The sequence below is a fragment of the Ponticoccus litoralis genome (assembly GCF_039769985.1).
Lineage (GTDB): Bacteria > Pseudomonadota > Alphaproteobacteria > Rhodobacterales > Rhodobacteraceae > Ponticoccus > Ponticoccus litoralis.
This window is the reverse complement of the sequence record NZ_JBDNCH010000002.1, coordinates 1,809,583-1,834,706: the sequence shown is the minus strand read 5'-3', so window position 1 is coordinate 1,834,706 and position 25,124 is coordinate 1,809,583. Positions and strand designations below refer to the sequence as shown.

The window sequence follows — 25,124 nt, the reverse complement described above, 5'->3', positions numbered from 1 at the left end:
TCGGTCGGGTATACCTTGCCCCCGCAAGCCCCGAGAATCGTTGCCGCTCGGGGGGCGCCATGGCACCATCGGGGCATTGATCGCGAAGGAGCTTTTCATGCGCCCTGTTGCCTTGGCCCTTGCCCTCGGGCTTGCCGGACTGTCCGCCCACGCCCAGGACCTCATCCCCGACAGACGGCTCGTGGTCACCCGGGACATCGACTATCGCGGCAACGACCTGAGCGCGCTTTTCGACACCACGCTCGACAGTTGCCAGAGGCTTTGCCTGAACGATCCGGCCTGTATGGCCTTCACCTTCAACAGCCGGTCGAACAGCTGTTTCCCAAAATCCACGGTCACCGACCGCGAGACCTATCAGGGCGCGATTTCCGCCCGGGTCGTCGATGTCGATGCGGCGCTGATCGCGCAGGGCGAGACGCGCGCCGGGGATCTGGACTTCCTGCGCGGCTCGGATCTGGAGAACGCCCGGAAAGAGGCCGAGGCCATGGCAGAGCGCCATGCCGGGGGCCAGTATTCCGAAACCGCGCTGACCGATGCCGCCACGCAGGCGCGCGAGGCGGGCAACCTGCGCGACGCGATCCACTGGACCGGCGCGGCGCTGGCGCAATCCGACAGCCCCGCGCTGTGGCTGCAATACGCGGAGTGGTCGGTGGACTACGCCGACACCCTCAGCGGCGCCGACCAGCGGCGCTATCGCGGGCGGGCGCTGACTGCCACGATCAACGCCTACCTGCGCGCCGACAGCGACGCCCAGCGGTCCACCGCGCTCTACCAGATGGCGCTGGCGCTGGAAGCCGACCGCCGGGGCCGCCAGATGATCCCGGCCCTGCGGCTGGCCGAAAGCATCGCCTCGCGCGCCGACACCAGCGCGCTGCTGGACGAGGCGATCCAGAAATACGGCTTCCGCATCGCCGAACATACGGTCGAGGCGGACAGCGCCGATCCGCGCATCTGCGCCGAGTTCAACGAGACCCTCAGCCGCGCCGGGCAGGATTACGCGCCCTACGTGCGCCTGCCGGATCCGCGCATGGCCGTCACCCACGACGACCAGCGCATCTGCGTGACGGGCGTCGAGCACGGCCAGCGCTACACGATCACCTTCCGCTCTGGCCTGCCGTCGGAAAGCGGCGAGGAGCTGGCCCGCGACGTCGAGATCACCGCCTATGTGCGCGACCGTTCGCCCTCTGTCGTCTTCCCGGGCCGCGCCTACGTCCTGCCCCGCACCGAGGACGCGGGCCTGCCGCTGGAAACGGTGAACCTGGACGCAGTGGATCTGGTGCTGCGCCGGGTCTCTGACCGCAACCTGATCCGGGCCTTGCAGGACAACTACTTCGGCCAGCCGCTGAACGAATACGAAGAGCAGTATTTCGCCTCGGACATCGCCGAGGAGGTCTGGACCGGCACCGGCGCGGTGCAGAACACGCTGAACACCGACATGCTGACGCGCCTGCCGATGGGCGAGGCGCTGAAGGGGCGGCCCGCCGGGATCTACGCGCTGACCGCCTCTGTCGCGGACGCGGGGGACGACAACAATGCCCGCGCAACGCAGTGGTTCATCCTGTCGGACATCGGCCTGACGACCATGCAGGGCAGCGACGGGTTGACCGTCTTTGCCCGCCATCTGGGCAGTGCCGAACCGCTGGCGGGGCTGGAGGTCTCGCTTCTGGCGCAGGCCAACCGGGTGCTCGACACGGTGCAAACCGACGCCGAAGGCATCGCGCGCTTCGACGCGGGGCTCTTGCGCGGCACCGCAGGCGCCGCCCCGGCGCTGGTCATGGCGCAGGACGGCGAGGCCGACCTTGCCTTCCTCTCGCTGACCGATCCGGCCTTCGACCTCTCGGACCGGGGCGTCGCGGGCCGCGCGCCTGCCGGGCCGCTGGACGCCTTCCTTGCCACCGACCGGGGCGCCTATCGCGCCGGAGAGCAGATCCACGTCACCGCCCTGTTGCGCGACGCGCAGGCAGAGGCCGTGGCCGATGTGCCCCTGACCGCGATCCTGATGCGCCCCGATGGCGTCGAATATGCGCGCCACCTGTCCAATGGCGCCGGGGCGGGGGGCCATGTCTTCACCCTGCCGCTGGGCGGCGACGTGCCGCGCGGGACGTGGCGGCTGGACCTCTTCGCCGATGTCGACGCCGCCGCGCTGGCCTCTGACACCCTGCTGGTCGAGGACTTCGTGCCCGAGCGTATCGACTTCGAGCTGCTGCTGCCCGAGACGCCGATCAACCCGCTGGCCCCGCCGCCGCTGGGGGTCGAGGCGCGCTATCTCTTTGGCGCTCCCGGCGCAGATCTGGCCATCGAGGGAGAGCTGCGCCTCTCCACCTCCAACACGCTCGACGCCTTCCCGGGCTACCACTTCGGACGCCATGACGAGGACCGCGCCGTGCGCAGCGGCACCTTCCCCGCCGACCTTGTCACGGACGAGGCGGGCAAGGCCCAGCTGCGCCTGCCCCTGCAAGAGATCGACGCCCTTGGCCGCCCGCTGTCGGCGCGCGTGACCCTGCGGCTGTCCGAGGCCTCGGGCCGCCCGGTGGAACGCAGCGTGACCCGCGCCGTCGCGCCGGAGACCGCGATGATCGGCATCAGGCCCGCCTTCGACGGCACGCTCTCCGAGGGCGCGACCGCGCGCTTCGACGTGATCGCGCTTGGGCCGGACCTCTCCCCGGTCGAGATGCCGGTGACCTGGACGGTCAACCGCGTGAACACGCGTTACCAGTGGTACCAGCAATACGGCTCGTGGAACTGGGAGCCGGTGACGACCCGCGAGGCCGTCGCCCGGGGCGAAGGCACATTGGGCGCCGATCCCCTGCGGATCGAGGCCGCGACCGACTGGGGCGCCTACGAGGTCGTGGTCGAGCGCGCGGATGGCGCCTATCTTGCCGCCTCCACAAGCTTCTCGTCGGGCTGGTACGCCGCCGCCTCTGAACGCGACACGCCCGACATGCTGGAAATGTCGCTGGATGCCGAGGCCTACGCCCCCGGAGAGACCGCAACCCTGCGCATGGTGCCGCGCTACGCCGGCAAGGCGCTGGTGACGGTGCTGGCGGACCGCGTGGTTTCCATGCAGGCCATCGAAGTGTCGGAGGGCGAGAACACCCTGCAACTGCCGGTGACGGCGGATTGGGGCGCGGGCGTCTATGTCACCGCGCAGGTGATCCGGCCCATGGATGTCAGCGCGGGCCAGAACCCGGCGCGCGCCCTGGGCCTGACCCATGCCGCCGTCGATCCCGGCCCGCGCGCATTGGCGGTGTCGCTGGATGCCCCCACCGAGACCGCCCCGCGCGAGACCCTCAGCGCCGCCGTGATGATCGACGGGCTGGCCGAGGGCGCGACGGCCCACGCCACGGTGGCCGCCGTCGATCTTGGCATCCTCAACCTGACCGGCTTCGAGACACCGGACCCGGCGGGCTACTACTTCGGCCAGCGCCGTCTGGGCGTCGAGATCCGCGACATCTACGGCCGGTTGATCGACGGCAGCAACGGCGCCATGGGCACGATCCGCTCGGGCGGCGACGGCGGCGCGTCGATGTCGCTGCAAAGCCCGCCCCCGACAGAGGCGCTGGTGGCCTTCTTCTCGGGCCCCGTCACGGTGGGCGCCGATGGCCGGGCCGAGGTTTCCTTCGACCTGCCCGACTTCAACGGCACCGTGCGGCTGATGGCCGTGGCCTGGTCGCCCGAGGGCGTGGGCGCTGCCGAGGCGGATGTGATCGTGCGCGACCCGGTGGTGATCTCCGCCTCGATGCCGCGCTTCCTTGCGCCGGGCGACGAAAGCCGCCTGCTGGTGGAACTGACCCACACCAGCGGCCCGGCAGGGGAGATGCCCTTCGCGCTGACCTCGGACGGCGTGGCGCTGGAGGCCACGGCGATCCCCGGCTCGGTGACGCTGGAAGGCGGCGGCAAGCTGTCGCTGAGCGTGCCGCTGACCGGCGGAGAGATCGGCGACCACGGCATCACGCTGGCGCTGACCACGCCGGACGGCAAGCGGCTGACCAAGGACCTGACGCTGGGGGTGCGGGCGAATGACCCCGCCACCGGCAGCACCCTGCGCCTCAGCCTTGCCTCCGGGCAGACCTTCACGCTGGACGACTCCATCCTCGCCGGGCTGCGCCCCGAAAGCGCCGAGGTGCTGGTATCCGCCGGGGCGCTGGCGCGCTTCGACGCGCCGGGGCTGCTGGCCTCGCTGGACCGCTACCCCTATGGCTGCACCGAACAGGTGACGTCGAAGGCGCTGCCGCTGCTGTACCTGTCCTCGGTCGCCGAGCCGCTTGGCTTCGGCAATCGCGACCGCATCGCGCTGCGGATCGAACAAGCCATGACGCAGATCCTGACCCGGCAGGCGTCGAACGGGGCCTTCGGCCTCTGGGGCGCCTACTCGGGCGATTTCTGGCTGGACGCCTATGTGACCGACTTCCTGTCACGCGCCCGGGCGGCGGGCCACGAGGTGCCCAAGGTCGCCTGGCAGAACGCGCTCGACAACCTGAAGAACCGCATCGCCTATGCGCCCGACTTCGACGAGGGCGGCGAGGACATCGCCTATGCGCTGATGGTTCTGGCCCGCGAAGGCCGTGCCGCCATGGGCGACCTGCGCTACTACGCCGACGAAAAGGCCGATGCGCTGTCCACGCCCTTGGCACAGGCGCAGCTTGGCGCGGCGCTGGCCAGCTACGGCGACCAGCCGCGCGCCGACCGGCTCTTTGCCAAGGCCGCCGCGCGCATCGCAAACCGCCAGGAGGCGACCGCGCAGGCGTGGCGCGCCGACTACGGCAGCGTGCTGCGCGACGCGGCGGGCGTGCTGTCGCTGGCGGTCGAGGCGCGTTCGGAGGCGGTGGACCGCGAGGCGCTGACCGCGCGGATCGCCGCCGCCGACGGGCCGCTGTCCACGCAGGAACAGGCCTGGTCGCTGCTGGCGGCGCATGCCATGGTGCAGGATCCGACCGTCTCGGGCCTTGCGCTGAACGACCAGCCGCTCTCGGGTCCCTTCGTGCGGCGCCTGGACGGCGCCACGCTGGAGCCGCAGCGCCTGACCAACACGGCGCAGACGCCGACCTTCGTCACCGTCACCGCGCTTGGCGTGCCCGAGGGCGCGACAGAGGCGGCAGGCTACGGCTACGGCATCACGCGGGATTACTACCGGCTCGACGGGCAGCCTGCGGATCTGGCCTCGCTGAAGGCCGGCGACCGGCTGGTCGCGGTGCTGACGGTGAAGCCCGCCGAGGATGTCCAGGCGCGGCTGATCGTGGACGACGCCCTGCCCGCCGGGTTCGAGATCGACAACCCCTCGCTTCTGCGGGCGGGCGACATCGGCGCGCTGGACTGGCTGGAGACCTCCGAGACCGAGCATTCCGAGTTCCGCACCGACCGCTTCGTCGCCGCGCTGGACCAGCGGGACGCGGAACCGCTGCGTCTGGCCTATGTCCTGCGCGCGGTGTCCCCGGGCACCTTCCACCACCCGGCGGCGCTGGTCGAGGACATGTACCGCCCGGAATACCGCGCGACGACGGCCTCTGGATCGGTTATCATCGCGGAATGACAGGAGAAACCATTGCAACCATGCATTGGCGCGCGCTTGATCGGGACGGCGAGGACAAGTGCCGCCTCGCCCGGACAAGCGGCGGCTTCATGCTGGTGGGCCACGCCCGTTTCCGCGACGGGCTGGGCTGGGCGGCGCTCGATTACGTCGTGCGTCTGGGCGGGGACTGGCACGCGCTGGGGGCCGATGTGAGCGGCGACTACGGCGGCGAAACCATCGCCTGGCGGCTTGCCCGGGCCGGACAGGGCTGGGCGCTGAACGACGAGGCCCTGCCGGGGCTGGAGGGTGTGACCGACATCGACCTCAGCTTTACCCCGGCGACGAACACCATGCCGCTGCGGCGCCTGCCCGAGGTCGGGCGGCTGGACTGCACCGCCGCATGGCTGCGGCTACCGGGGCCGAAGGTCTCGGCCCTGACGCAGGGCTACACGCGCGAGCGTGGCGGGCTGGTGCGCTATGCCGCCCGGGAAACCGAGTACGAGACCCATCTGGCGGTCGATGCAAATGGCTTCGTCACGCTCTACCCGGGTCTCTGGGAACGGGCGGATCATGGCTGAGAGGGGCGACCCAGCCGGGTCGGACGCCCTGTCCGGCCGGGTCGCCCCGGGGCGGGGGCGGAAATTTCCAAAATTTCCGGGCCGTTTTCCGCGTCGGAAAACGGCGCCCGCCCGCCGCCTCGCGCTGCTGGCGCTGGCGCTCTGGTCGGTCGGCGCGGCGCGGGACGGGTTCGACCGCTTCATCGAGGCGACCCGGATCCCCTCGCTGATCCATGCCACCTCTCCCGAGGTGCGCGACCGCAATGGCACGCTGCTGCGCGCCTATACCATCGACGACGGGCGCTGGCGCATGGCACTGTCGCCGGATCAGGTCGATCCGCTGTTCTACCGGATGCTGGTGGCCTACGAGGACCACCGCTTTTACGACCACGCCGGGATCGACCCGCTGGCCACCCTGCGCGCGCTGGCGCAGGCGGTGCGGCACGGGCGCATCGTTTCCGGCTCGTCCACGCTGACCATGCAGGTCGCGCGCCTTCTGGAGGACGGCACCACCGGCCAGTGGCAGGGCAAGCTGCGGCAGATGCGGCTGGCGCTGGCGCTGGAACGGCGGTTGTCCAAGGAGGAAATCCTTTCGCTTTATCTGGGCCTTGCGCCCTATGGCGGCAATGTCGAAGGGCTGCGCGCCGCCGCGCTGATCTGGCTGGGGAAGGAACCCGCGCGGCTGACCCCGGCAGAGGCCGCGCTGCTGGTCGCCCTGCCGCAGGCCCCCGAAAGCCGCCGCCCGGATCGCCACCCAGAGGCCGCGCGCCTTGCCCGCAACCGGGTGCTGGTCCGCATGGCCGAGGCGGGCGTGATCCCGATGAGCGCCGCGCGCTCGGATGCCCTCGACCCCGCGCCGCCGGGGCGCAAGCCGATGCCGCAACTGGCGCCGCACATGGCCGACCGGGCGCTGGCGCTGGGGCCGGGGCGGCACGACCTGACGCTCGACGCGCGCCTGCAAGGCAGCCTCGAAGACCTCCTGCGCCGCCACCGGCGGGGGCTGGACCCGCGCCTGTCGCTGGCCATCGTGGTGGCGGATCACCAGAGCGGCGAGATCCTCGCCGCCATCGGCTCGCCCGATTATACCGACACGCGCGGGCAGGGTTTCGTCGACATGACGCAGGCGCTGCGCTCGCCGGGCTCGACCCTGAAGCCGCTGGTCTACGGGCTGGCCTTCGACCGCGGGCTGGCGCACCCCGAGACGCTGATCCTCGACACGCCGGTGCAATACGGGCGTTACGCGCCGCAGAACTTCGACGGGCTTTATCGCGGAGAGCTGCCGGTGCGGCAGGCGCTGCAACTGTCGCTGAACATCCCGGTGGTGCGGCTGACCGAGGCGCTGGGTCCGGCACATCTGATGGCGGCGCTGGACGGCGCCGGGGTCGAGGCGGTGGTGCAGGGCGGCGCGCCGGGGCTGGCGCTGGCGCTGGGGGGCGTCGGCGTCTCGCTGGAGCAGATGGTGCAGCTTTATGCGGCGCTGGCGCGCGGCGGCGATCCGGTGGCGCTGCGCTGGCACGGGGGCGGGCATGAGGCCGGGCGCGGGACCCGGCGGATCCTCAGCCCGGCCTCGGCCTGGCAGGTCGGCAATATCCTCGCCGGGCTGGTGCCGCCGCCCTCTGCAGGGCCGCCGGGGCGCGTGGCCTACAAGACCGGCACCTCTTACGGGCACCGCGACGCATGGGCGCTTGGCTGGGACGGGCGGCACGTGGCGGGCGTCTGGATCGGGCGGCCCGACGGCACACCGGTGCCCGGCGCCTTTGGCGGCGAGCTTGCCGCGCCGCTGCTATTCGAGGCGCTTGGCCGCGCCGCGCCGCGCCTGACGCCCCTGCCCCCGCCGCCGCCCGAGACGTTGATCACCAGCCGCGCCCGCCTGCCCGAGGCCCTGCAACGCTTCGGCCCGCGCGAGGCGGTGCCCGCCTTGCAGGTGACCTTCCCGCCCGAGGGCGCGCGGCTGGAAACCGCGGGTGGCGCCGGTATCCCGGTGAAGCTGCGCGGCGGGCGGCCCCCTACACGCTGCTGAAGGACGGGGCGGTGGTGGCGACGGGGCTGCGGCGGCCCGAATTCACCGCGCCGCTTGCGGGCATCGGGTTCACCACGCTGTCGGTGATCGACGCCGAGGGGCGCTCTGGCCGGGTTTCGGTGGAGCTGCGCTGAGGGCTGGGAGGGGGCTCTGCCCCCGCGCCTGCGGCGCCCCCCGAGGTATTTGGCGGACCAAAGAAGGGGCGGTTCCCATGCCCTGGCGCGCCGGGGGCAGGCTGCCCGGGGCCGAGATGCGCCGCCGCAGCTTGCGACGGTGTGGGGGGCGCTGCCCCCTCGGCCCATGCGGGCCTCACCCCCGGGATAGTTGCGGACAGAAGAAACGGGGGCCGGCGGTTTGACTGGCCCCCGAAAGGAGTGGTTCAGAGGCGCTCTATGGCCAGCGCGATGCCTTGCCCGCCGCCGATGCACATGGTTATCAGCGCCCGCGCGCCGCCGGTGCGGTCGAGTTCGTACATCGCCTTGACCGTGACGATCGCGCCGGTGGCGCCGACCGGGTGGCCCAGTGGCGATGGCGCCGCCGTTGGGGTTCACCTTGGCCGGATCGAGGCAAAGGCCCTTGTTCACGGCGAGGGCCTGCGCGGCGAAGGCCTCGTTCGATTCGATTACGTCGAAGTCGGAGATCGAGAGGCCGGTGCGGGCGAGCAGCTTTTCCACCGCCGGGATCGGGCCGATGCCCATGACCTCGGGGCGGACGCCCGCATGGGCATAGCCGAGCACCCGGAAGCGCGGTGTCAGCCCCGCCCTTTCGGCGGCCGCGGCCCGGGCGAGCACGATGGCCGCCGCGCCGTCGTTGATGCCCGAGGCATTGCCCGCCGTCACCGTGCCGTCCTTTCTGAAGACCGTGCGCAGGCCGCCCAGCGCCTCTGCGGTGGTCGCCTTGGGGTGTTCGTCGGTGTCGAAGGCGACCGTGTCGCGCTTCACCTTGACCTCGACCGGGACGATCTGCTCCTTGAAGCGGCCCTCGGCGATGGCCTTGGCCGCGCGGGTCTGGCTTTCCAGCGCGAAAGCGTCCTGCTGCTCGCGCGTGACGTCATGTTCGGCGGCGACGTTTTCCGCCGTCACACCCATGTGGCCGGTGCCGAAGGGGCAGTTCAGCGCGCCCAGCATCATGTCCAGCGACCGCACGTCGCCCATCTTGGCGCCCCAGCGGGCGTCGGGCAGGATGAAGGGGCTGCGCGACATGCTTTCGGCGCCCCCGGCGAGCGCGAAGTCCGCGTCGCCCAGCATCAGCCCCTGCACCGCCGAAACGATGGCCTGCGCGCCCGACCCGCAGAGGCGATTGACGTTCATCGCGGGCGTGTCCTGCGGGATGCCCGCCTGCATCGCGGCAACGCGGCTGAGGTACATGTCGCGCGGTTCGGTGTTGATCACATGGCCGAAGGTCACCGAACCGACCTGCGCGGGGTCGACGCCCGCGCGCTCCATCGCGGCCTTTGCCGCCACGGTGGCCAGGTCGATGGGGGGCGTGCCTGCAAGGCTGCCTCCGAAAGTGCCGATGGCGGTGCGTGCGCCGCCGAGAATCACGATATCGTCGCTCATGGTGTCCTCCAGATCCGGGTTGCGGACAGGATGACGCCGCGCGGCGGGGATGAAAACCGCAAACGCTGCGGCATGGATGGGCGGGCGGCGCGGAGCAGGGCGACACCCGGCCATCGTCATCTGCGACAGAGGGCTGGCGGAACTCTCCGCCGCGCTCGGAGGCGAGTGGCCTGCATCAGGGTCTGCGCCGACATAGGGAAGCCGGTCCGCCGCCCTGGTGAAAGCCTGTCCCGGGGCAGGGTGCTCGGGTCCGGGCACAAAAGTGCGGGCCCGACCGCGCGGCGGCGCCTGCGGGCATCCCTGTGGTCGCAGGGGCGCATGCGCGGATGATCGGCCCCGGCCATGGCCCCGTCCGCACCGGCATACCCCAACCGCCGGTTCATCGCCGGACCCGGCGCCGGGGGTCCTTTGCCCCGACGCGGTCAGGTCAGGACGCCGGTCACGACCATCAGGGTCAGACCGGCGATCGCGAGGATCATCGCAAGGCTCACAATGTTCATCGCTGTCGGCATGATCGCCCCCCGGATCGTGTCGACCAACGCCCCTCGACCGGAAAGGTTCACCGCCAGTGGCGCTTGCGAGACTCGGGCAAAGCCTGTATTTGCGGCTTCATGACCCAAGTCTTCGACCTCGGGGATCGCGCCCGTCTGCGCGAACGTTTTTTCGGCGCCGAGCACTCTGTGCTGGCGCGCCTAGACGGCTGACATGCCTTTCGGGCCGCCCCCCGGCGCCCAGCCCAAAGCCATTACCCAATAGCCAAACCACGGGAGAGGACCATGTCCCCCAAGACGCTCTACGACAAGATCTGGGATGCCCACGTCGTCCACGAAGATACCGACGGCACCTGCCTTCTGTACATCGACCGCCACCTCGTCCACGAGGTCACCAGCCCGCAGGCCTTCGAAGGGCTGCGCATGGCGGGCCGCAAGGTGCGCGCGCCGGAAAAGACCATCGCCGTGCCGGACCACAACGTGCCCACCACCGAGGGGCGCGAGAACCCCGAAACGATGACCGAGGACAGCCGCATCCAGGTGGCCGCGCTGGACAAGAACGCCCGCGACTTCGGCGTGCACTACTACCCGGTGGATGACATCCGTCAGGGCATCGTGCACATCGTCGGCCCGGAAAACGGCTGGACCCTGCCCGGCATGACCGTGGTCTGCGGCGACAGCCATACCGCGACCCACGGCGCCTTCGGCGCGCTGGCGCATGGCATCGGCACCTCGGAGGTCGAGCACGTGCTGGCCACCCAGACGCTGATCCAGAAGAAGTCCAAGAACATGAAGGTCGAGATCACCGGCAAGCTGCGACCCGGTGTGACCGCCAAGGACATCACGCTTTCGGTGATCGGCCACACCGGCACCGGCGGCGGCACCGGCTACGTGATCGAATATTGCGGCGAGGCGATCCGCGAGTTGTCCATGGAAGGCCGCATGACGGTCTGCAACATGGCCATCGAGGGTGGCGCCCGCGCCGGCCTGATCGCGCCCGACGAAAAGACCTACGACTACGTCAAGGGCCGGGCGCATGCGCCCAAGGGCGCCCAGTTCGAGGCGGCGCTGAACTGGTGGAAGACGCTTTATTCGGACGATGACGCCCATTGGGACAAGGTCGTGACCATCAAGGGCGAAGAGATCGAGCCGGTCGTGACCTGGGGCACCTCGCCCGAGGACGTGCTGCCGATTTCCGCCGTCGTGCCCTCGCCCGAGGACTTCAAGGGCGGCAAGGTCGAGGCGGTGAAGCGCGCGCTGGCCTACATGGGCCTGACGCCGGGCCAGAAGCTGACCGACGTGGCCATCGACACGGTCTTCATCGGCTCCTGCACCAATGGCCGGATCGAGGATCTGCGCGCCGCCGCCGAGGTGGTGAAGGGCAAGAAGATCAAGGTGACACGCGCCATGATCGTGCCCGGCTCGGGCCTTGTCCGGGCGCAGGCCGAGGAAGAGGGCCTGGCCGATATCTTCCGCGAGGCCGGTTTCGAATGGCGCCTTGCGGGCTGTTCCATGTGCCTTGCGATGAACCCCGACCAGCTGTCCGAGGGTGAGCGCTGCGCCTCGACCTCGAACCGCAACTTCGAGGGCCGTCAGGGCTACAAGAGCCGCACGCACCTCATGTCCCCCGCCATGGCTGCCGCCGCCGCGCTGACCGGTCACCTGACCGACGTGCGCGCGTTGACGACCGAGACCGCATAAGGACCGCCGACAATGGAAAAGTTCGAGACACTCACCGGGATCGCGGCCCCCATGCCGCTGGTCAACATCGACACCGACATGATCATCCCCAAGGTCTTCCTGAAGACCATCAAGCGGTCGGGCCTTGGCGTGAACCTCTTCGACGAGATGCGCTATGACCGGCAGGGCAACGAGATCCCCGATTTCGTGCTGAACCAGCCGCAGTACCGCGACGCCGAGATCATCGTCGCGGGCGACAACTTCGGCTGCGGGTCGTCGCGCGAGCACGCGCCCTGGGCGCTGAAGGATTTCGGCATCAAGTCGGTCATCTCGACCAGCTTCGCCGATATCTTCTACAACAACTGCTTCAAGAACGGCATCCTGCCCATCGTGCTGCCGCAAGAGGCCGTCGATGTGCTGATGAAGGACGCCGAAAAGGGGTCGAACGCGCGGATGATCGTGGATCTCGAGGCGCAGACCGTGACGACCTCGGACGGCGAAAGCTTTGCCTTCGACGTCGATCCCTTCAAGAAGCACTGCCTGCTCGAAGGTCTGGACGACATCGGCCTGTCGATGGAGAAGGCGCCCGCCATCGACGCATTCGAGGCGAAAGCCGCGCAGGATCGCCCCCGGGTCTGACTCGCCGTCGCGATCCTTGAGAGCCTATTGACCGGGGCGTCGCAGAAGCGGCGCCCCTTTCTTGTGGGCGATTTCCCTTTTTCTACAAGATGCTGCGGCCTTCCCAAGGTCTGCCAAGACCCGCCCCGCGGAATGATGCAACGCGGCACCACCGGCCCCGCGAAACCGCGCGAAACGCGGTGGAGACCGTCAATCGGCCTTGAGGCGCCACGGGAAAAAGGGCAAAACTGGGGCAAGATTGAGGCAACCCGCCGTAAAGTGCGGGAATCGGGATGGAACAAGGGCGCGGCATTGCATCGCGCCTGTCCGGAACGAAAGGGCAGAAATGTGATCACACGGATGGTGACCGCCGCCGCGCGGGCAATTCTTGTGGCGTTGCTGATCGCGATGCCCGCGCTGGCCCTGCCCGGGGTCCGCGCCGAAAGCGCCCAGGTGGTCGCGCTGCTGTCCCTTGCCGCGGCGATGCTGACCTTCGTGGAATACGTCTCCGACAGCCCGTCCCTGATCGAATTCCGCGACGCCGCGCCGTTCAACCGCATCCGCTTTTTCGCCCTTTTCGCCATCGTGGCGATGCTGACGCTGATCTGCCGCGGGCAGGTCTACCCCAGCCCCCTGACACAGACCCTGTCCGACATCGGCGCCGATATCGGCGCGACGATGGACTTTCCCTTCTCGCCGGTGCGCCTGATGGTGCTTGTCCTGCCCGAAGACGCGTCAAAGATGCAGGTCGAGCTGATCCGCGAGCTTGCGGGCCTGTCCTACCTGACCTCCCTGACCGTTCTGCTCGCCTTCGTCGCGCTGGTGCGGCTGATGGACTGGCCGATCCGCAGGGGCGCCTTCAATTTCTGGGTGAACCTGCCGCTTTACGACCCGACCGCGGGCGGCGATATCCTGATGCGCCTCAAGCGGGGCAGCCATATTAACGTGGCCTTAGGGTTTCTTCTGCCATTCCTGATCCCGGCGGCCCTGAAGGCTGCTTCGGCCTATGTGACGCCCCTGTCGCCGGTCGATCCGCAAACCCTGATCTGGACGATGACGGCATGGGCCTTTCTACCGGCAAGCCTGATCATGCGGGGCGTGGCCCTGATGCGCATCGCCGTGCTGATCGAGGAAAAGCGCCGCCGCGCCTACGCGCAGGCCCACGTGCAACCGGCCTGATCCTTGCGCTGACCTATGTTCTGGTGCTTGCGCTGGCCGCCTCGGCAGAGCCGGTGCGCCTTGCCACATGGCACGGCGACTTCAGCCGCAAGGGCCCGGGCCTGCTGCTGAAAGAGCTGGAAAGCGGCGGCCCCGACCTGTCGACCATCCTCGGGGCGGAACCGGATGTATTGCTGCTGACGGATTTCGACTACGACGCCGGGGCCGCGGCGCTGGGGGCCTTGCAACGACGGTTGAAGGCCGGCGGCCTCGGACCTGCCCCACCGGTTCGCGGCGCGGCCCAACACCGGGCGGGCGACGGGGCTTGACCTCGGATGGCGACGGCCTGCTGGGCGGGCCGCGCGACGCGCAGGGCTTTGGCTGGTTTTCCGGGCAGGGCGGCATGGCGGTTCTGGCGCGCTGGCCAGTATCGCTGGCCGCCGATCGCAGCGCGACCCTGTGGAAGGACCTCCCCGACAGCGCGATTGCCGCCGACGACCCGGGCTTTGCGGTGCAGCGCCTGTCCTCGACCGCGCACTGGCGGCTGACGGTGGCACTGCCCGGCGCGCCGCTGACCCTGCTGACGCTGGCCGCGACGCCCCCGGTCTTCGACGGGCCGGAGGATCGCAACGGCAGGCGCAACCGTGACGAGGTGCTGCTCTGGATCAGGGTGCTGGACGGCGCGCTCGGCCCCGCGCCAGAGGGGCCGGTGATCCTGCTCGGGAATTTCAACCTCGACCCCGCGCGGGGCGATGGCCGGCATGAGGCGGCGCGCAGGGTGCTTTCGCATCCCCGGCTCCGCGATCCGCACCCCGGGACGGACACCGTGACATGGGACAGCACCGGGCCGATGCGGGTCAGCTACGTCCTGCCCGACAAGGCGCTGCCGCTTGCCGGTGCCGGGATCACCCCGCCATCGCCGGACCCGGCGCTGGGGCCGCATCGGCTTGTCTGGATCGACATCGCGCCCCCCTGAACGCGCCCGGGCCGCCGCGCACCCTGCCCCGGTTCCGGCCCCGGGGACGCGCCCCCTGCCTGCGGTCGGGCCTGCCTGACCGTCCGTCCGGTCCGGGTCGACGCGCCAACCGCTCTGGCCAGCCCCGCGTCCGGCTGCCGAAGCCGGTGCCCCGGCGGCCCCCAAAGGGCGCGGCTTTCTTGACGCCCCGTCCTGCCCGCGCTACGCGACTGCGGACCCACGAACAGAGGATGACCCGCATGACCACCCCTTCGCTTCTTATCCTGCCCGGTGACGGGATCGGCCCCGAAGTCATGGCGGAGGTGCGCAAGGTCATCGACTGGTTCGGCGCCAAGCGCGACCTCACCTTCGACGTCTCCGAAGACCTCGTCGGCGGCTGCGCCTATGACAAGCACGGCACGCCCCTGCACGACGACACCATGGCCAAGGCGCAAGAGGTCGACGCGGTGCTTCTGGGCGCCGTCGGCGGGCCGCAGTACGACTCGCTCGACTTCAGCGTCAAGCCCGAGCGCGGCCTGCTGCGCCTGCGCAAGGAAATGGACCTGTTTGCCAACCTGCGCCCGGCCCAGTGCTTCGACGCTCTGGCCGACTTCAGCAGCCTGAAGAAGGACGTCGTCGCCGGTCTCGACATCATGATCGTGCGCGAACTGACCTCGGGCATCTACTTCGGCGAGCCGCGCGGCATCATCGAAGAGGGCAATGAGCGCGTCGGCATCAACACCCAGCGCTACACCGAATCCGAAATCGACCGGGTTGCACGGAACGCCTTCGAGCTTGCGATGAAGCGCAACAAGAAGCTGTGCTCGATGGAAAAGGCCAACGTCATGGAATCCGGCGTGCTGTGGCGCGAGGTCGTGACCGAGGTCGGCAAGGACTACCCCGAGGTCGAGCTGTCGCACATGTACGCCGACGCGGGCGCCATGCAGCTGTGCCGCTGGCCCAAGCAGTTCGACGTGATCGTCACCGACAACCTGTTCGGCGACCTTCTGTCCGACGCCGCCGCCATGCTGACCGGCTCGCTGGGCATGCTGCCCTCTGCCAGCCTCGGCGCGCCGATGGCCAATGGCCGCCCCAAGGCCATGTACGAGCCGGTGCACGGCTCGGCCCCCGACATCGCCGGTCAGGGCAAGGCAAACCCCATCGCCTGCGTGCTCTCCTTCGCCATGGCGCTGCGCTACTCCTTCGATCAGGGCGCAGAGGCGACGCGCCTTGAAAAGGCCATCGAGACCGTGCTGGCGGACGGCTACCGCACCGCCGACCTGCTGGGCGAAGAGGGCAAGGACCCGGTTTCGACCTCGCAGATGGGCGATGCCATCATCGCGGCGCTGGACGCCTCGCTGTAAGACGCTTCCGGCCCCTGCCTCGCGGCGGGGGCCTTTTGATCCGACGCCCCGCCCGTGTTGCGCCACGGGGCCGGAACCGCGCCCGCCGGGAACGCGATCCCCGGGCTGCCCGATCCGCCGCACCCCTGCCCGGACAGTCGCCTTTCGCCAACATCCTTCGGACATGATACGGGAATTGGCCGATGCCCGGCGCGCGGACTTGCATCCCGCAAGGGCCTGTGAATAGCCTCCGGGAACCGGCTTCAGACAGGCGACGTCCCATGACCTCCAATGCGAAAGGCGCGCTCTTCGCGCTGCTCTCCTTCGGTACTTTCGCAACGCATGACGTCGTGGTGAAGGCCCTTGGCGCGACCTACTCGCCCTTCCAGATCATCTTCTTCTCGACGCTGCTGTCCTTCCCGCTTGTCACCTTCATGCTGATGCGCGACCGCACACCCGGCACGCTGATCCCGGCGCACCCGTGGTGGACGGCGCTGCGCACCGGGGCGGCGGTGATCAACGGCATGTGCGCCTTCTATGCCTTCACCGTGCTGCCCTTGGCGCAGACCTATGCCATCCTCTTCGCCACGCCGCTGGTCATCACCCTTCTGTCGGTGCCGATCCTCGGCGAGAAGGTCGGCTGGCGCCGCGGCCTTGCCGTCTGCGTCGGTCTGGCGGGGGTCATGGTGGTGTTGCGGCCCGGGTCGCACCCGCTGTCCTCGGGCCACCTCGCGGCCATGGGCTGCGCCATCTTCGGCGCGACCTCGGCGATCATCGTGCGCAAGATCGGGCAGGACGAGCGGCCCGCCGTGCTGTTGCTCTACCCGATGGCGGCGAATTTCGTCGTGGTCGGCGGGCTGATGATCGCGGTCTACAAACCCATGCCGCTGCCCGATCTCGGCGGCGCGGCGCTGATTTCCTTGCTGGGCTTCGTCGCGGGGCTGTGCCTGATCGCCGCCTACAAGGCCGGAGAGGCCACCATCGTGGCGCCGATGCAATATTCCCAGATCATCTGGGCGACGGCCTACGGTTGGTTTCTGTTCGGCGAGACGGTGGACGGCTTCACCGTGATCGGCGCCGCCATCATCATCGCCTCGGGCGTCTACATCGTGGTGCGGGAAAGCGCGCGGGGCGGGTCGTCCCAGACGCCGGTGCTGCGCACCCGGTCACGCGGCTACGGCTCGTCTTTTCGGATCTCTCCGTTCCTGCGCCGCACAAATGCCGGAAACTGAGGCTTGCCAAAGGCGCCAGCCTCGGCTATGCCGCCCGCCACGGTCGGAGTGTAGCGCAGCCTGGTAGCGCACCTGCTTCGGGAGCAGGGGGTCGGAGGTTCGAATCCTCTCACTCCGACCAATTTGCAAAGGCCCCACGGGGCCAGCTCCCTTCAGAACATGATATCGACGCTTGCGCATGTCCTTCTGGACAGTACGCCCTGTCGGCCTGCCCGCTTGCGCAAGCCCGGCGAAGGCTGCCCGAATGGCTGGCCGCCATGCGGTCCGTCCGCGTGTTGACCGCCAGAGACTGCGACGCGAAACTCGCCGTCAGCCCCGGCGTGCCGCCCGATGGATCCCCGATGCCTGTCACCGTTCGATATCTGACTCACCCGCAGGTTCTTATCGAGCCGCGAAAGGACGTCCGGCGCTGGTCGCTGAGCCCCGCCGGGCGCGAACGGGTCGCGGCGCTGGCCGCAGGCCTCGGGTCCCTCTCGCAGACGCGCAGGGTGATCAGCAGCGACGAGACGAAGGCGGTCGAGACCGCCGCCCCGCTGGCCCAGGCGCTGGGGGTCGGGCTGGAGATACGGCCGCGCATGCATGAGAACGACCGCAGCGCGACGGGCTTCCTGCCCCCGGCGGAATTCGAAGCGGTGGCAGACCGGTTCTTCGCCGAACCCGCCAGCAGCGTGCGGGGCTGGGAGACGGCGGAAGATGCGCAGCGGCGCATCCTGTCGGAAGTCGACGCCTGCCTCGCGGCTCCGCAAGAGGGGGACGTTCTCTTCGTCGGTCACGGCGCGGTCGGGACGCTTCTGTTCTGCGCCCTGTCCGGCCTCGGGATCGACCGCCGCTTTGATCAGGGCCCCGGCGGCGGCGGATGCTGGTTTCAGTTCGACATCCAGCACAGGCAGCCGCGGCAGCGCTGGCAGCCGATGGAAGCCCTGATCGCCGGCGGCTGAGGGCGCGCAGCCATGGTACAGGCCGCCCCGATCAACCGGGCAGCGCCCTATGCACAGGCCCGGCGCGGCGTTTCCCCTATGCCGATCGCGCGCCGATCCCGATATCGCCGCTGTCCCGCCGGGGTGTGACGGCGCTATTCGGCGGCAAGGCCGCGTCCGGCGCCAAGGCTCTTGTCGAAGCCCTTCATCTGATCCTCGGCCCAGAAACGCACGTCCTGCCGGGCCACGATCTCGCGATTCTCCGCCATGCGCCCCCGGCGTTCGGCCTCGTCCAGCTGAAGGGCGAAGAGAATCGCGCTGTCCATGGACTTGTGAGAGAAGGGGTTCGTCGGCACCGCCGCGCCCAGTTCCACCGCCGCCCCGGCGAATTCCGACAGCACCAGAACGCCGTCGCCGTCGGTCCGCGCCGCGCAGTATTCCTTGCAGACAAGGTTCATCCCGTCCGCCAGCGGCGTGATCCAGGCGACCTCGGCGGCGCGGTAATAGGCCACGAGATCCCTGAAGGGCACCGGGCGCGAGATCAGCGCCACCGGCTGCCATTCGAAGGTGCCGTAGCGCCCGTTGATGCGGCCCGCGATGGCCTCCAGCGCCTCCTGTATCTCGACATAGGCGGTCATGTTGGCGTTGGCGGCGACCGAAACATGCATCAGCCGCACCGTGCCGCGCAGCTCGGGGTTCGATTCCAGCAGCCGCTCGAAGCTTTCGAGCTGCTCGATGCCGCCCTTTGTGTAATCCGTGCGCCCGACCGAGAGGATCAGCTTGGCCTCGCCCTTCTCGGCGCGGATCTGCTGCACGCGGGCCTCGGTCTCTTGGCTGCGGGCCAGCGTCTCGATGTAATCCACGTCCACGCCGACCGGGCTGGCCTGCAGCCGCACGGTCCGGCCCTGATAGTCGAGGTCGGTGACCACGGACTGTTCCGACAGGGCCGAGGTTTCGGTGGTCATCTCGGGCTTCACCTTCTGGCGCTTCAGCGTCTCGACCTCCAGCAGCGAGCGCGCGGCAGAGACGAAGTTGTTCACGTAGCGCGGGATGTGGAAGCCCACGACATCGCAGCACAGCAGCGATTCGAGGATCTCCTTGCGCCACGGCAGCACGTTGAAGATATCGGCGCCCGGGAAGGGCGTGTGGTGGAAGAAACTGATCTTCACGTCGGGCCGCAGCGTGCGCAGGTAGCCCGGCACCAGCCACAGGTTGTAGTCGTGCACCCAGACCACGGCACCCTGCGCGGCCTCGGCGGCGGCGGCCTCGGCAAAGGCCCAGTTCACCTCTCGGAAGGTCGGCCAGTCGACGGGGTCGTAATTGTAGCGCTCCTTGAAGCCGTGCAGGATCGGCCAGAAGGCCTCTTTCGACGAGACGTGGTAGAAGCTGCTGACCTGTTCCTTGGTCAGCGGCAGGCGCGAGACGGTGTATTTGCCGTGCTGGTCGTCGATCTCGATCACCCGCTCGAAGCCGGGATTGGCCGGGTCGGCGGCCTCTTTCCACGCCACCCAGGCGCCCTTGTCGACGCGCCCGAAAAAGCTTTTCAGCGTCGGCACGATGCCGTTCGGGCTTTTGTTCTCGCGGTATTCGGTTTTGCCGTTCACCGCGACCTCTTCGTAGGGCTGGCGGTGATAGACGATGACCAGATCGGACGGCATGGGGTCAGGCTCCTTTCGGGATATCGTGAAGGTCGAGCGCGGCGATGGCTTCCATGATGCCCGCCGCGCCATGGGCTTCCGCATGGTAAACCGTGGGGTGGCCCGCCAGTTCCGCCAGAAGCGCCGGTTCGGAATTGCCGACCGCGACGGCGGGCAGGCCCGACACCAGCATCGACAGGTCGTTCAGCGTGTCCCCGGCGCAGAGCACGCGTGGCTCGGGGATGTTCAGGTACTGCACCAGCCGCCGGATGGACGGCCCCTTCGACACCCCGCGCGGCAAGACGTCGAAATAGCGGTTGTCGGAAATCAGCCAGTCGTGGCCCAGATCCGCGACGATCTGCTTGGCGGAAGGATCGAAACCCGCCGCGTCGAGGTCATAGCTGACCCGGTAGCGAAAGGCGGTGGGTTGCAGCGTCAGGCCCGGGTGCCCCTCCAGCAGGGCGGCGACCTGCGGCCCGGCCTCGCCCCAGCGGTCCGCGATATCCTGTTCCAGTGCCGGGATCGGATCGACATGGCCATCGGGGCGGACCTCGGCGATGGTGGTGCCCACGTCACCCACCACGTATTCCGGCCAGGGCAGCCCCTCTTCTCGGCACATCTGCATGATGAAGGCCGGGTCGCGCCCGGTGACGAAGATCAGCCCGACAGAGGCGCGGTTCTCCTCGATCCACCGGTACAGCCGTGCCCGGGCATCGTCGGTCCCGCCAAGGAAGGTGCCGTCGAGGTCGGTCGCCAGAACCATGCGGCGGTCGGCGATCACGGGACGGGGGGAGGCATGGACAGTCATCGGTTTTCTCCGAATGGCAGCGGCATCTCGGGCAGGGGATGCGCCCGCGACAGGCCGGGCGCGGCAGGGTGCAAGGGATCGGGGGGCGCGGACTTGGGTGCGCAATCCTTCATGAGAGCTCCTTTCGGGGGCTCGGGGCGGGCTGACAGGGCAAATGACGCGCAGCCCGCCGGAAGGTCCGGCCCGTGTGCGGGGCGAGGGCACGGCAGGTGCCCGGCGCGGCGATGACCCGAGGACTGCACGGCCCCCGAGGCGGGTCAAGGCGTCTGACCCATGACGAAAGGGTAGGCCCGCGTGCCCGGGGGTCAAGGCAAAATTGCCGCAGCGCAGCGAAACCCTTGCAAAGCCCCGCCTTTCCGCCTGCGAAAGGGGATGTTAGGGGTAACATCGTCCGAAACGCGGCAGGCGGCGGACCCGCGGGGCAGTTGCGCCCCGGCGGGCTGCATCACAGCCTGCGGCGCAGCCATCGGGGAGCGCGGGGCATGAGCTATCTGGGGATCGATCTGGGCACCTCGGGCCTGCGCGCCCTTTTGACCGACGACGGCGGCGCGCCCCTTGCTTCGGTTGAACGGCACTACGGCCTGTCGCACCCGCACCCCGGCTGGTCCGAGCAGGACCCGGCCCTGTGGATCGCGGCGCTGGAAGGGGCGGTCGAGGACTTGCGCCGCACTCAGCCCGCCTTTGCCGCGCTGCGCGGCATCGCGGTGGCGGGCCACATGCACGGCGCCACGCTTCTCGATGCCTCGGACGCGGTCCTGCGGCCCTGCATCCTGTGGAACGACAGCCGCGCACACGCAGAGGCGGCGGCGCTGGATGCCACGCCGGGCCTGCGCGAGACCTCGGGCAATATCGTCTTTCCGGGCTTTACCGCGCCCAAGCTGGCCTGGGTGCGGAAACACGAGCCCGAGATCTTTGCGCGCGTCGCCAAGGTGCTGCTGCCCGCCGCCTACCTGAACCTCTACCTGACCGGCCTGCATGTCGCGGATATGTCCGACAGCGCCGGAACCGCGTGGCTGGACACCGGCGCGCGCGACTGGTCGGACGCGCTGCTGCGCGCCGGGGGCATGCGCCGCGATCAGATGCCCCGCCTTGTCGAGGGATCAGAGGCCGCCGGACCCCTGCGCGAGACGCTGCGCCGCACCTGGGGGCTGGACGGTCCGGTGACCGTCGCGGGCGGCGCCGGGGACAACGCCGCCGCCGCCTGCGGGATCGGCGCGCTGGCCGACGGGCAGGGCTTCGTCTCGCTCGGCACCTCGGGCGTGCTGCTGGCGGCGCGGGACGGCTATGCGCCCGACCCGGCCAGCGCGATCCACAGCTTTTGCCACGCCGTTCCGGGCCGCTGGTACCAGATGGGCGTGATGCTGTCGGCCACCGACAGCCTGAACTGGCTGTCCTCGATCACCGGCCCGACCCCGGCGGAGCTGACCGCGCCGCTGGGCGAGACGGTCAGGGCCCCCGGTCCCGTGCGCTTCCTGCCCTACCTCAGCGGCGAGCGCACGCCCCACAACGACTCCGCCATGCGCGGCAGCTTTACCGGGCTGGGGTCGGGCACCACGCGCGACGACCTGACCCGTGCCGTGCTGGAAGGCGTGGCCTTCGGCCTGCGCGACTCGCTGGATGCGCTGCAGGGCACCGGTGCGCGGCTGGACAGCCTGCTGGCGATCGGCGGCGGGGCGCGCTCGCGCTACTGGCTGAAGCTCATTGCCAGCACCTTCGGCCTGCCCCTTGTGCTGCCTGCGGATGCCGAATTCGGCGCCGCGCTGGGGGCCGCGCGGCTGGCGCTTTGTGCCGAGGCCGGCACCGCGCCGGAACAGGTCATGACTGCCCCCGGCACCGCCACGCAGATCGACCCCGAGCCCGCCCTGGTCGAGGCCTGCGCGGCGGCCCACCGGCAGTTTCGCGCCGCCTATCCCGCCATCCGCGCCATCCAGTAGGGAGGGGCGACGGTGCGGCGGATCCTTCACGCAGGCTTTGACAAGGCCGGAACCACCAGCGCCCGGACGGCACTGGCCGTCAATGCCGCGCGGCTGGCGCCGCACCTGCGGCTGCTCGGGCGCGAGGGCCTGCACCCGGGCCGCGCCGCGCAATGGCCCGCCTTGGTCGAGAGCGCGCGCCAGCGGTCCAATGGCCCGATGACGCCGCTGCCCGGGACGGCGCGCGACGCAGGGACCAACAGCCCAGCCGCCAATGCCCGGCCCAAGTCGGGGCGGGAAGCGGCCTGTCCGGGGCTCAACCGCAGCGGCCAGACAGATATCCGTGTTGCGCGCGTCAGGGCCATGCTTCAGATCGGGACGGGACGGGATGGCGGCAGGGCCGTGGACAGCGGCAATCAGGACGACGACCGGAACGCAGACGGGGGAAAGACATGACGACAGAAACGCCGGTGGCCTGGATTGCCGCCGACTGGGGGACCTCGCATCTGCGGGTCTGGCTGATGGACGCAGAGGACCGGGTGATCCGCCGCCTGACCTCGGACAGGGGCATGGGCGGGCTGGCCCCCGATGCCTTTGAATCGGCGTTGCTGGACCTTGTCGGTGACACCCTGGGCGAGGGTGTGACCGACGTGCTGATCTGCGGCATGGCGGGCGCGCGGCAGGGCTGGGCCGAGGTGCCCTATGCCAAGGTGCCCTGCCCCGCGCCCACCGCCGCCATGAAAATCCTGACCGCCGACCCGCGCCTGTCGGTGCGCATCCTGCCGGGCCTGTCGCAGGCCCAGCCGCCCGACGTGATGCGCGGCGAGGAAACCCAGATCGGCGGCTTCCTCGCGCTGGAGCCGGGCTTTGACGGGGTGCTCTGCCTGCCCGGGACGCATTGCAAATGGGCCCATGTCAGCGCGTCCGAGATCGTGTCCTTCCGCACCTTCATGACCGGCGAGGTCTTTGCGCTGCTGACCAAACACTCGGTCCTGCGCCATTCCACCGGCGGCGACGACTGGGACGCGGCGGCCTTCGACGCGGCGGTGTCGGACGCGCTGTCCAAGCCCGGGCGGCTGTTGTCCGACCTCTTCACCCTGCGCGCCGACGGGCTGCTGAACGGCACCGGCGCGGGGGTGTCGCGGGCGCGGCTGTCGGGCCTGCTGATCGGCGCGGAACTGGCGGCGGCGCGGCCCTACTGGCTGGGCCAGCCGGTGGTGATCCTCGGCGAGGACGCGCTGGCAAGAAACTACCTCGCGGCGCTGACCGCGCAGGGCGCGGAGGCGCGCAGCGTCGCCGCCGAAGACATCACGCTGGCGGGGCTGAAAGCCGCGCGCACCGGAAAGGACAAGACATGACCCGGGACATCATCGCCATCCTGCGCGGGCTGACCCCCGACGAGGCGGAGCCCATGGCCGAGGCGCTGATCGCCGCCGGCATCACCCGGATCGAGGTGCCGCTGAACTCTCCGCAGCCCTTCGACAGCATCGCGCGGATGATCGCCGTCGCGGGCAGCGACGCGGTGATCGGCGCGGGCACGGTGCTGGACCCGGCGGACGTGCTGCAGCTGGCGCAGATCGGCGCGCGGATGGTCGTGTCGCCCGACTGCAACCCGCGCGTGATCGTGGCGACCAAGGGCGCGGGGCTGCTGTCCTACCCCGGCGTCTTCACCGCGACAGAGGCCTTCACCGCGCTGCGCAACGGCGCCGACGGGCTGAAATTCTTCCCCGCCTTCAAGCTGGGCCTCGACGGCTTTTCGGCGCTGAAGGCGGTGCTGCCCGCCGAGGCGCCGACCTATGCCGTGGGCGGTGTCGGCCCCGAGAACTTCGCCGACTGGCGCAGGGCCGGGATCACCGGCTTCGGCATCGGGTCCAACCTCTACAAGCCGGGCCGCCCGGTGGCCGAGGTCGCGGCCCGCGCGACAGAGATGGTTGCCGCCTTTGATGCCGCCTTTGCCTGAGGCTTGACCCGCTGCATGCAGGATGCATGCTGAATGCAGGCCGTATGCAAAGGAAAAGCCATGGACCGCAAGACCGAAGCGCACAGCACGCTGAAGGCCCGCATCCTGTCGCAGGCGCTGGCGCCGGGCGCAGAGCTGGACGAAACGCGGCTGGCGCAGGAATTCGGCCTGTCGCGCACGCCCCTGCGCGAGATCCTGCAAGGCCTTGTCTCCGAGGGCTATGCCAGCGCGCAGAAACATCGGGGCGCCCGGGTGGCGGGGATGGAGGCGGCCAGCCTGCGCGCCTTCTTCCAGACCGCACCCGGATTGCTGGCCACGGCGGCACGGCTGGCCAGCACCGAAGGCGCGCCCGAGCAGGCGGAGGCCCTGCAAGAGGCGCTGTCAGCGATCCGCGTCGCGACAGAGGCGGACGACGCGACCGCCGCCGCGCTGGCGACCCACGCGCTGCTGCATCAGATCGGGGAGATGACCGCCAATCCCTACCTGCGCCCCGCCCTGACCCGCGTGCTGATCGACTACACCCGACTGTCGGCCCCGGTCTTCGAAACCTCGGGCAAGAAGGACCGCAAGCAGCTGCGCAAGCTTCTGGCGCAGAAGGAAATCCTGGTGCAGACGATCACCGCGCAGGACCCCGCGCAGGCGGCAGAGGCGATGCGGGCGCTGTGGCAGATGGCGCAGACCCGCATGATGGCGCGCCTGCAACCGGAGCCGCTGCCCGAAGAACCGGATGAAACGGAGCAGCCGCCCGCGCCCGCAGGCTGATCCGC

At 69.8% G+C, this 25,124-nt stretch carries 18 protein-coding genes, 1 tRNA gene and 2 pseudogenes; 17 read left to right on the top strand and 4 right to left on the bottom strand.

Going from position 1 to position 25,124, the window contains the following annotated elements:
- Window positions 1–97 precede the first annotated feature (97 nt).
- The 3 genes and pseudogenes from ABFB10_RS10090 (at window position 98) to pbpC (ending at window position 8,220) form a co-directional block, all read left to right on the top strand.
- Entirely contained in the window at window positions 98–5,530 is a 5,433-nt protein-coding gene (locus tag ABFB10_RS10090) for an alpha-2-macroglobulin family protein (RefSeq protein ID WP_347166427.1), read from the top strand.
- A 20-nt stretch (window positions 5,531–5,550) separates the two neighbouring features.
- On the top strand, window positions 5,551–6,087 hold the full coding sequence (locus tag ABFB10_RS10085) for a putative glycolipid-binding domain-containing protein (RefSeq protein ID WP_347166426.1): 537 nt from the start codon (window positions 5,551–5,553) through the stop codon (window positions 6,085–6,087).
- A pseudogene (gene pbpC, locus ABFB10_RS10080) lies at window positions 5,987–8,220 on the top strand (penicillin-binding protein 1C). Before ABFB10_RS10085 ends, pbpC begins: the two are co-directional and overlap by 101 nt.
- A gap of 245 nt (window positions 8,221–8,465) precedes the next feature.
- Here pbpC and ABFB10_RS10075 read toward each other — a convergent pair.
- Window positions 8,466–9,645 (bottom strand): annotated as a pseudogene (locus ABFB10_RS10075) (acetyl-CoA C-acyltransferase family protein).
- A 422-nt stretch (window positions 9,646–10,067) separates the two neighbouring features.
- Window positions 10,068–10,322 (bottom strand): hypothetical protein, encoded by a 255-nt coding sequence (locus ABFB10_RS10070; RefSeq protein ID WP_347166425.1) that lies wholly within the window; start codon window positions 10,320–10,322, stop codon window positions 10,068–10,070.
- Between the two features lie 99 nt (window positions 10,323–10,421).
- On the opposite strand from ABFB10_RS10070, the gene leuC reads away from it, so the two are divergent.
- From leuC to ABFB10_RS10025, 9 genes are all read left to right on the top strand, one after another.
- Window positions 10,422–11,837 carry a 3-isopropylmalate dehydratase large subunit gene (gene leuC, locus ABFB10_RS10065; RefSeq protein WP_347166424.1) on the top strand — a complete coding sequence of 472 codons (1,416 nt, stop codon included), beginning with the start codon at window positions 10,422–10,424 and terminating at the stop codon, window positions 11,835–11,837.
- A 12-nt stretch (window positions 11,838–11,849) separates the two neighbouring features.
- Window positions 11,850–12,455 (top strand): 3-isopropylmalate dehydratase small subunit, encoded by a 606-nt coding sequence (gene leuD / locus ABFB10_RS10060; RefSeq protein WP_347166423.1) that lies wholly within the window; start codon window positions 11,850–11,852, stop codon window positions 12,453–12,455.
- Between the two features lie 327 nt (window positions 12,456–12,782).
- Window positions 12,783–13,613, top strand: coding sequence for a hypothetical protein (locus ABFB10_RS10055; protein WP_347166422.1), 831 nt, complete (start codon window positions 12,783–12,785; stop codon window positions 13,611–13,613).
- 23 nt (window positions 13,614–13,636) lie between these two features.
- Window positions 13,637–13,921, top strand: coding sequence for a hypothetical protein (locus ABFB10_RS10050; RefSeq protein WP_347166421.1), 285 nt, complete (start codon window positions 13,637–13,639; stop codon window positions 13,919–13,921).
- The gene (locus tag ABFB10_RS10045) at window positions 13,918–14,568 is read left to right on the top strand and encodes an endonuclease/exonuclease/phosphatase family protein (protein WP_347166420.1); all 651 of its coding nucleotides are present in this window, start codon (window positions 13,918–13,920) and stop codon (window positions 14,566–14,568) included. Before ABFB10_RS10050 ends, ABFB10_RS10045 begins: the two co-directional genes overlap by 4 nt.
- A 239-nt stretch (window positions 14,569–14,807) precedes the next feature.
- Window positions 14,808–15,911, top strand: coding sequence for a 3-isopropylmalate dehydrogenase (gene leuB, locus ABFB10_RS10040; RefSeq protein ID WP_347166419.1), 1,104 nt, complete (start codon window positions 14,808–14,810; stop codon window positions 15,909–15,911).
- Window positions 15,912–16,171: 260 nt separating this feature from the next.
- Complete coding sequence (locus tag ABFB10_RS10035; RefSeq protein WP_347166418.1) at window positions 16,172–17,122, top strand: DMT family transporter; 951 nt, start codon at window positions 16,172–16,174, stop codon at window positions 17,120–17,122.
- A gap of 44 nt (window positions 17,123–17,166) precedes the next feature.
- Window positions 17,167–17,243 (top strand) — tRNA-Pro (locus tag ABFB10_RS10030).
- Window positions 17,244–17,463: 220 nt separating this feature from the next.
- Window positions 17,464–18,060, top strand: coding sequence for a histidine phosphatase family protein (locus ABFB10_RS10025; protein WP_347166417.1), 597 nt, complete (start codon window positions 17,464–17,466; stop codon window positions 18,058–18,060).
- Between the two features lie 134 nt (window positions 18,061–18,194).
- Here ABFB10_RS10025 and ggpS read toward each other — a convergent pair whose 3' ends face one another.
- Together ggpS and ABFB10_RS10015 are read right to left on the bottom strand one after the other, a co-directional pair.
- Entirely contained in the window at window positions 18,195–19,697 is a 1,503-nt protein-coding gene (gene ggpS / locus ABFB10_RS10020; RefSeq protein ID WP_347166416.1) for a glucosylglycerol-phosphate synthase, read from the bottom strand.
- Window positions 19,698–19,701: 4 nt separating this feature from the next.
- Window positions 19,702–20,484, bottom strand: coding sequence for an HAD family hydrolase (locus tag ABFB10_RS10015; RefSeq protein WP_347166415.1), 783 nt, complete (start codon window positions 20,482–20,484; stop codon window positions 19,702–19,704).
- 482 nt (window positions 20,485–20,966) lie between these two features.
- Here ABFB10_RS10015 and xylB point away from each other — a divergent pair, with 482 nt between their 5' ends.
- The 5 genes from xylB to ABFB10_RS09990 are packed head-to-tail and all read left to right on the top strand — an operon-like array spanning window position 20,967 to window position 25,119.
- Window positions 20,967–22,418, top strand: a complete 1,452-nt coding sequence (gene xylB / locus ABFB10_RS10010) for a xylulokinase (RefSeq protein WP_347166414.1) — start codon at window positions 20,967–20,969, stop codon at window positions 22,416–22,418.
- A gap of 12 nt (window positions 22,419–22,430) precedes the next feature.
- Window positions 22,431–22,853: a hypothetical protein gene (locus ABFB10_RS10005; RefSeq protein ID WP_347166413.1), complete on the top strand. Its 423-nt coding sequence runs from the start codon at window positions 22,431–22,433 to the stop codon at window positions 22,851–22,853.
- Window positions 22,850–23,755 carry a 2-dehydro-3-deoxygalactonokinase gene (locus ABFB10_RS10000; protein WP_347166412.1) on the top strand — a complete coding sequence of 302 codons (906 nt, stop codon included), beginning with the start codon at window positions 22,850–22,852 and terminating at the stop codon, window positions 23,753–23,755. Before ABFB10_RS10005 ends, ABFB10_RS10000 begins: the two co-directional genes overlap by 4 nt.
- Window positions 23,752–24,357, top strand: a complete 606-nt coding sequence (locus tag ABFB10_RS09995) for a 2-dehydro-3-deoxy-6-phosphogalactonate aldolase (protein ID WP_347166411.1) — start codon at window positions 23,752–23,754, stop codon at window positions 24,355–24,357. Before ABFB10_RS10000 ends, ABFB10_RS09995 begins: the two co-directional genes overlap by 4 nt.
- Window positions 24,358–24,417: 60 nt before the next feature.
- Complete coding sequence (locus tag ABFB10_RS09990; RefSeq protein WP_347166410.1) at window positions 24,418–25,119, top strand: GntR family transcriptional regulator; 702 nt, start codon at window positions 24,418–24,420, stop codon at window positions 25,117–25,119.
- Window positions 25,120–25,124: the final 5 nt, after the last annotated feature.

Coding starts and splice junctions, on each gene's coding strand:
- ABFB10_RS10090 (WP_347166427.1), top strand. CDS start 98: ATGCGCCCTGTTGCCTTGGCCCTTGCCCTCGGGCTTGCCGGACTGTCC.
- ABFB10_RS10085 (WP_347166426.1), top strand. CDS start 5,551: ATGCATTGGCGCGCGCTTGATCGGGACGGCGAGGACAAGTGCCGCCTC.
- leuC (WP_347166424.1), top strand. CDS start 10,422: ATGTCCCCCAAGACGCTCTACGACAAGATCTGGGATGCCCACGTCGTC.
- leuD (WP_347166423.1), top strand. CDS start 11,850: ATGGAAAAGTTCGAGACACTCACCGGGATCGCGGCCCCCATGCCGCTG.
- leuB (WP_347166419.1), top strand. CDS start 14,808: ATGACCACCCCTTCGCTTCTTATCCTGCCCGGTGACGGGATCGGCCCC.
- ABFB10_RS10035 (WP_347166418.1), top strand. CDS start 16,172: ATGACCTCCAATGCGAAAGGCGCGCTCTTCGCGCTGCTCTCCTTCGGT.
- ABFB10_RS10025 (WP_347166417.1), top strand. CDS start 17,464: ATGCCTGTCACCGTTCGATATCTGACTCACCCGCAGGTTCTTATCGAG.
- ggpS (WP_347166416.1), bottom strand. CDS start 19,697: ATGCCGTCCGATCTGGTCATCGTCTATCACCGCCAGCCCTACGAAGAG.
- ABFB10_RS10015 (WP_347166415.1), bottom strand. CDS start 20,484: ATGACTGTCCATGCCTCCCCCCGTCCCGTGATCGCCGACCGCCGCATG.
- xylB (WP_347166414.1), top strand. CDS start 20,967: ATGAGCTATCTGGGGATCGATCTGGGCACCTCGGGCCTGCGCGCCCTT.
- ABFB10_RS10000 (WP_347166412.1), top strand. CDS start 22,850: ATGACGACAGAAACGCCGGTGGCCTGGATTGCCGCCGACTGGGGGACC.
- ABFB10_RS09995 (WP_347166411.1), top strand. CDS start 23,752: ATGACCCGGGACATCATCGCCATCCTGCGCGGGCTGACCCCCGACGAG.
- ABFB10_RS09990 (WP_347166410.1), top strand. CDS start 24,418: ATGGACCGCAAGACCGAAGCGCACAGCACGCTGAAGGCCCGCATCCTG.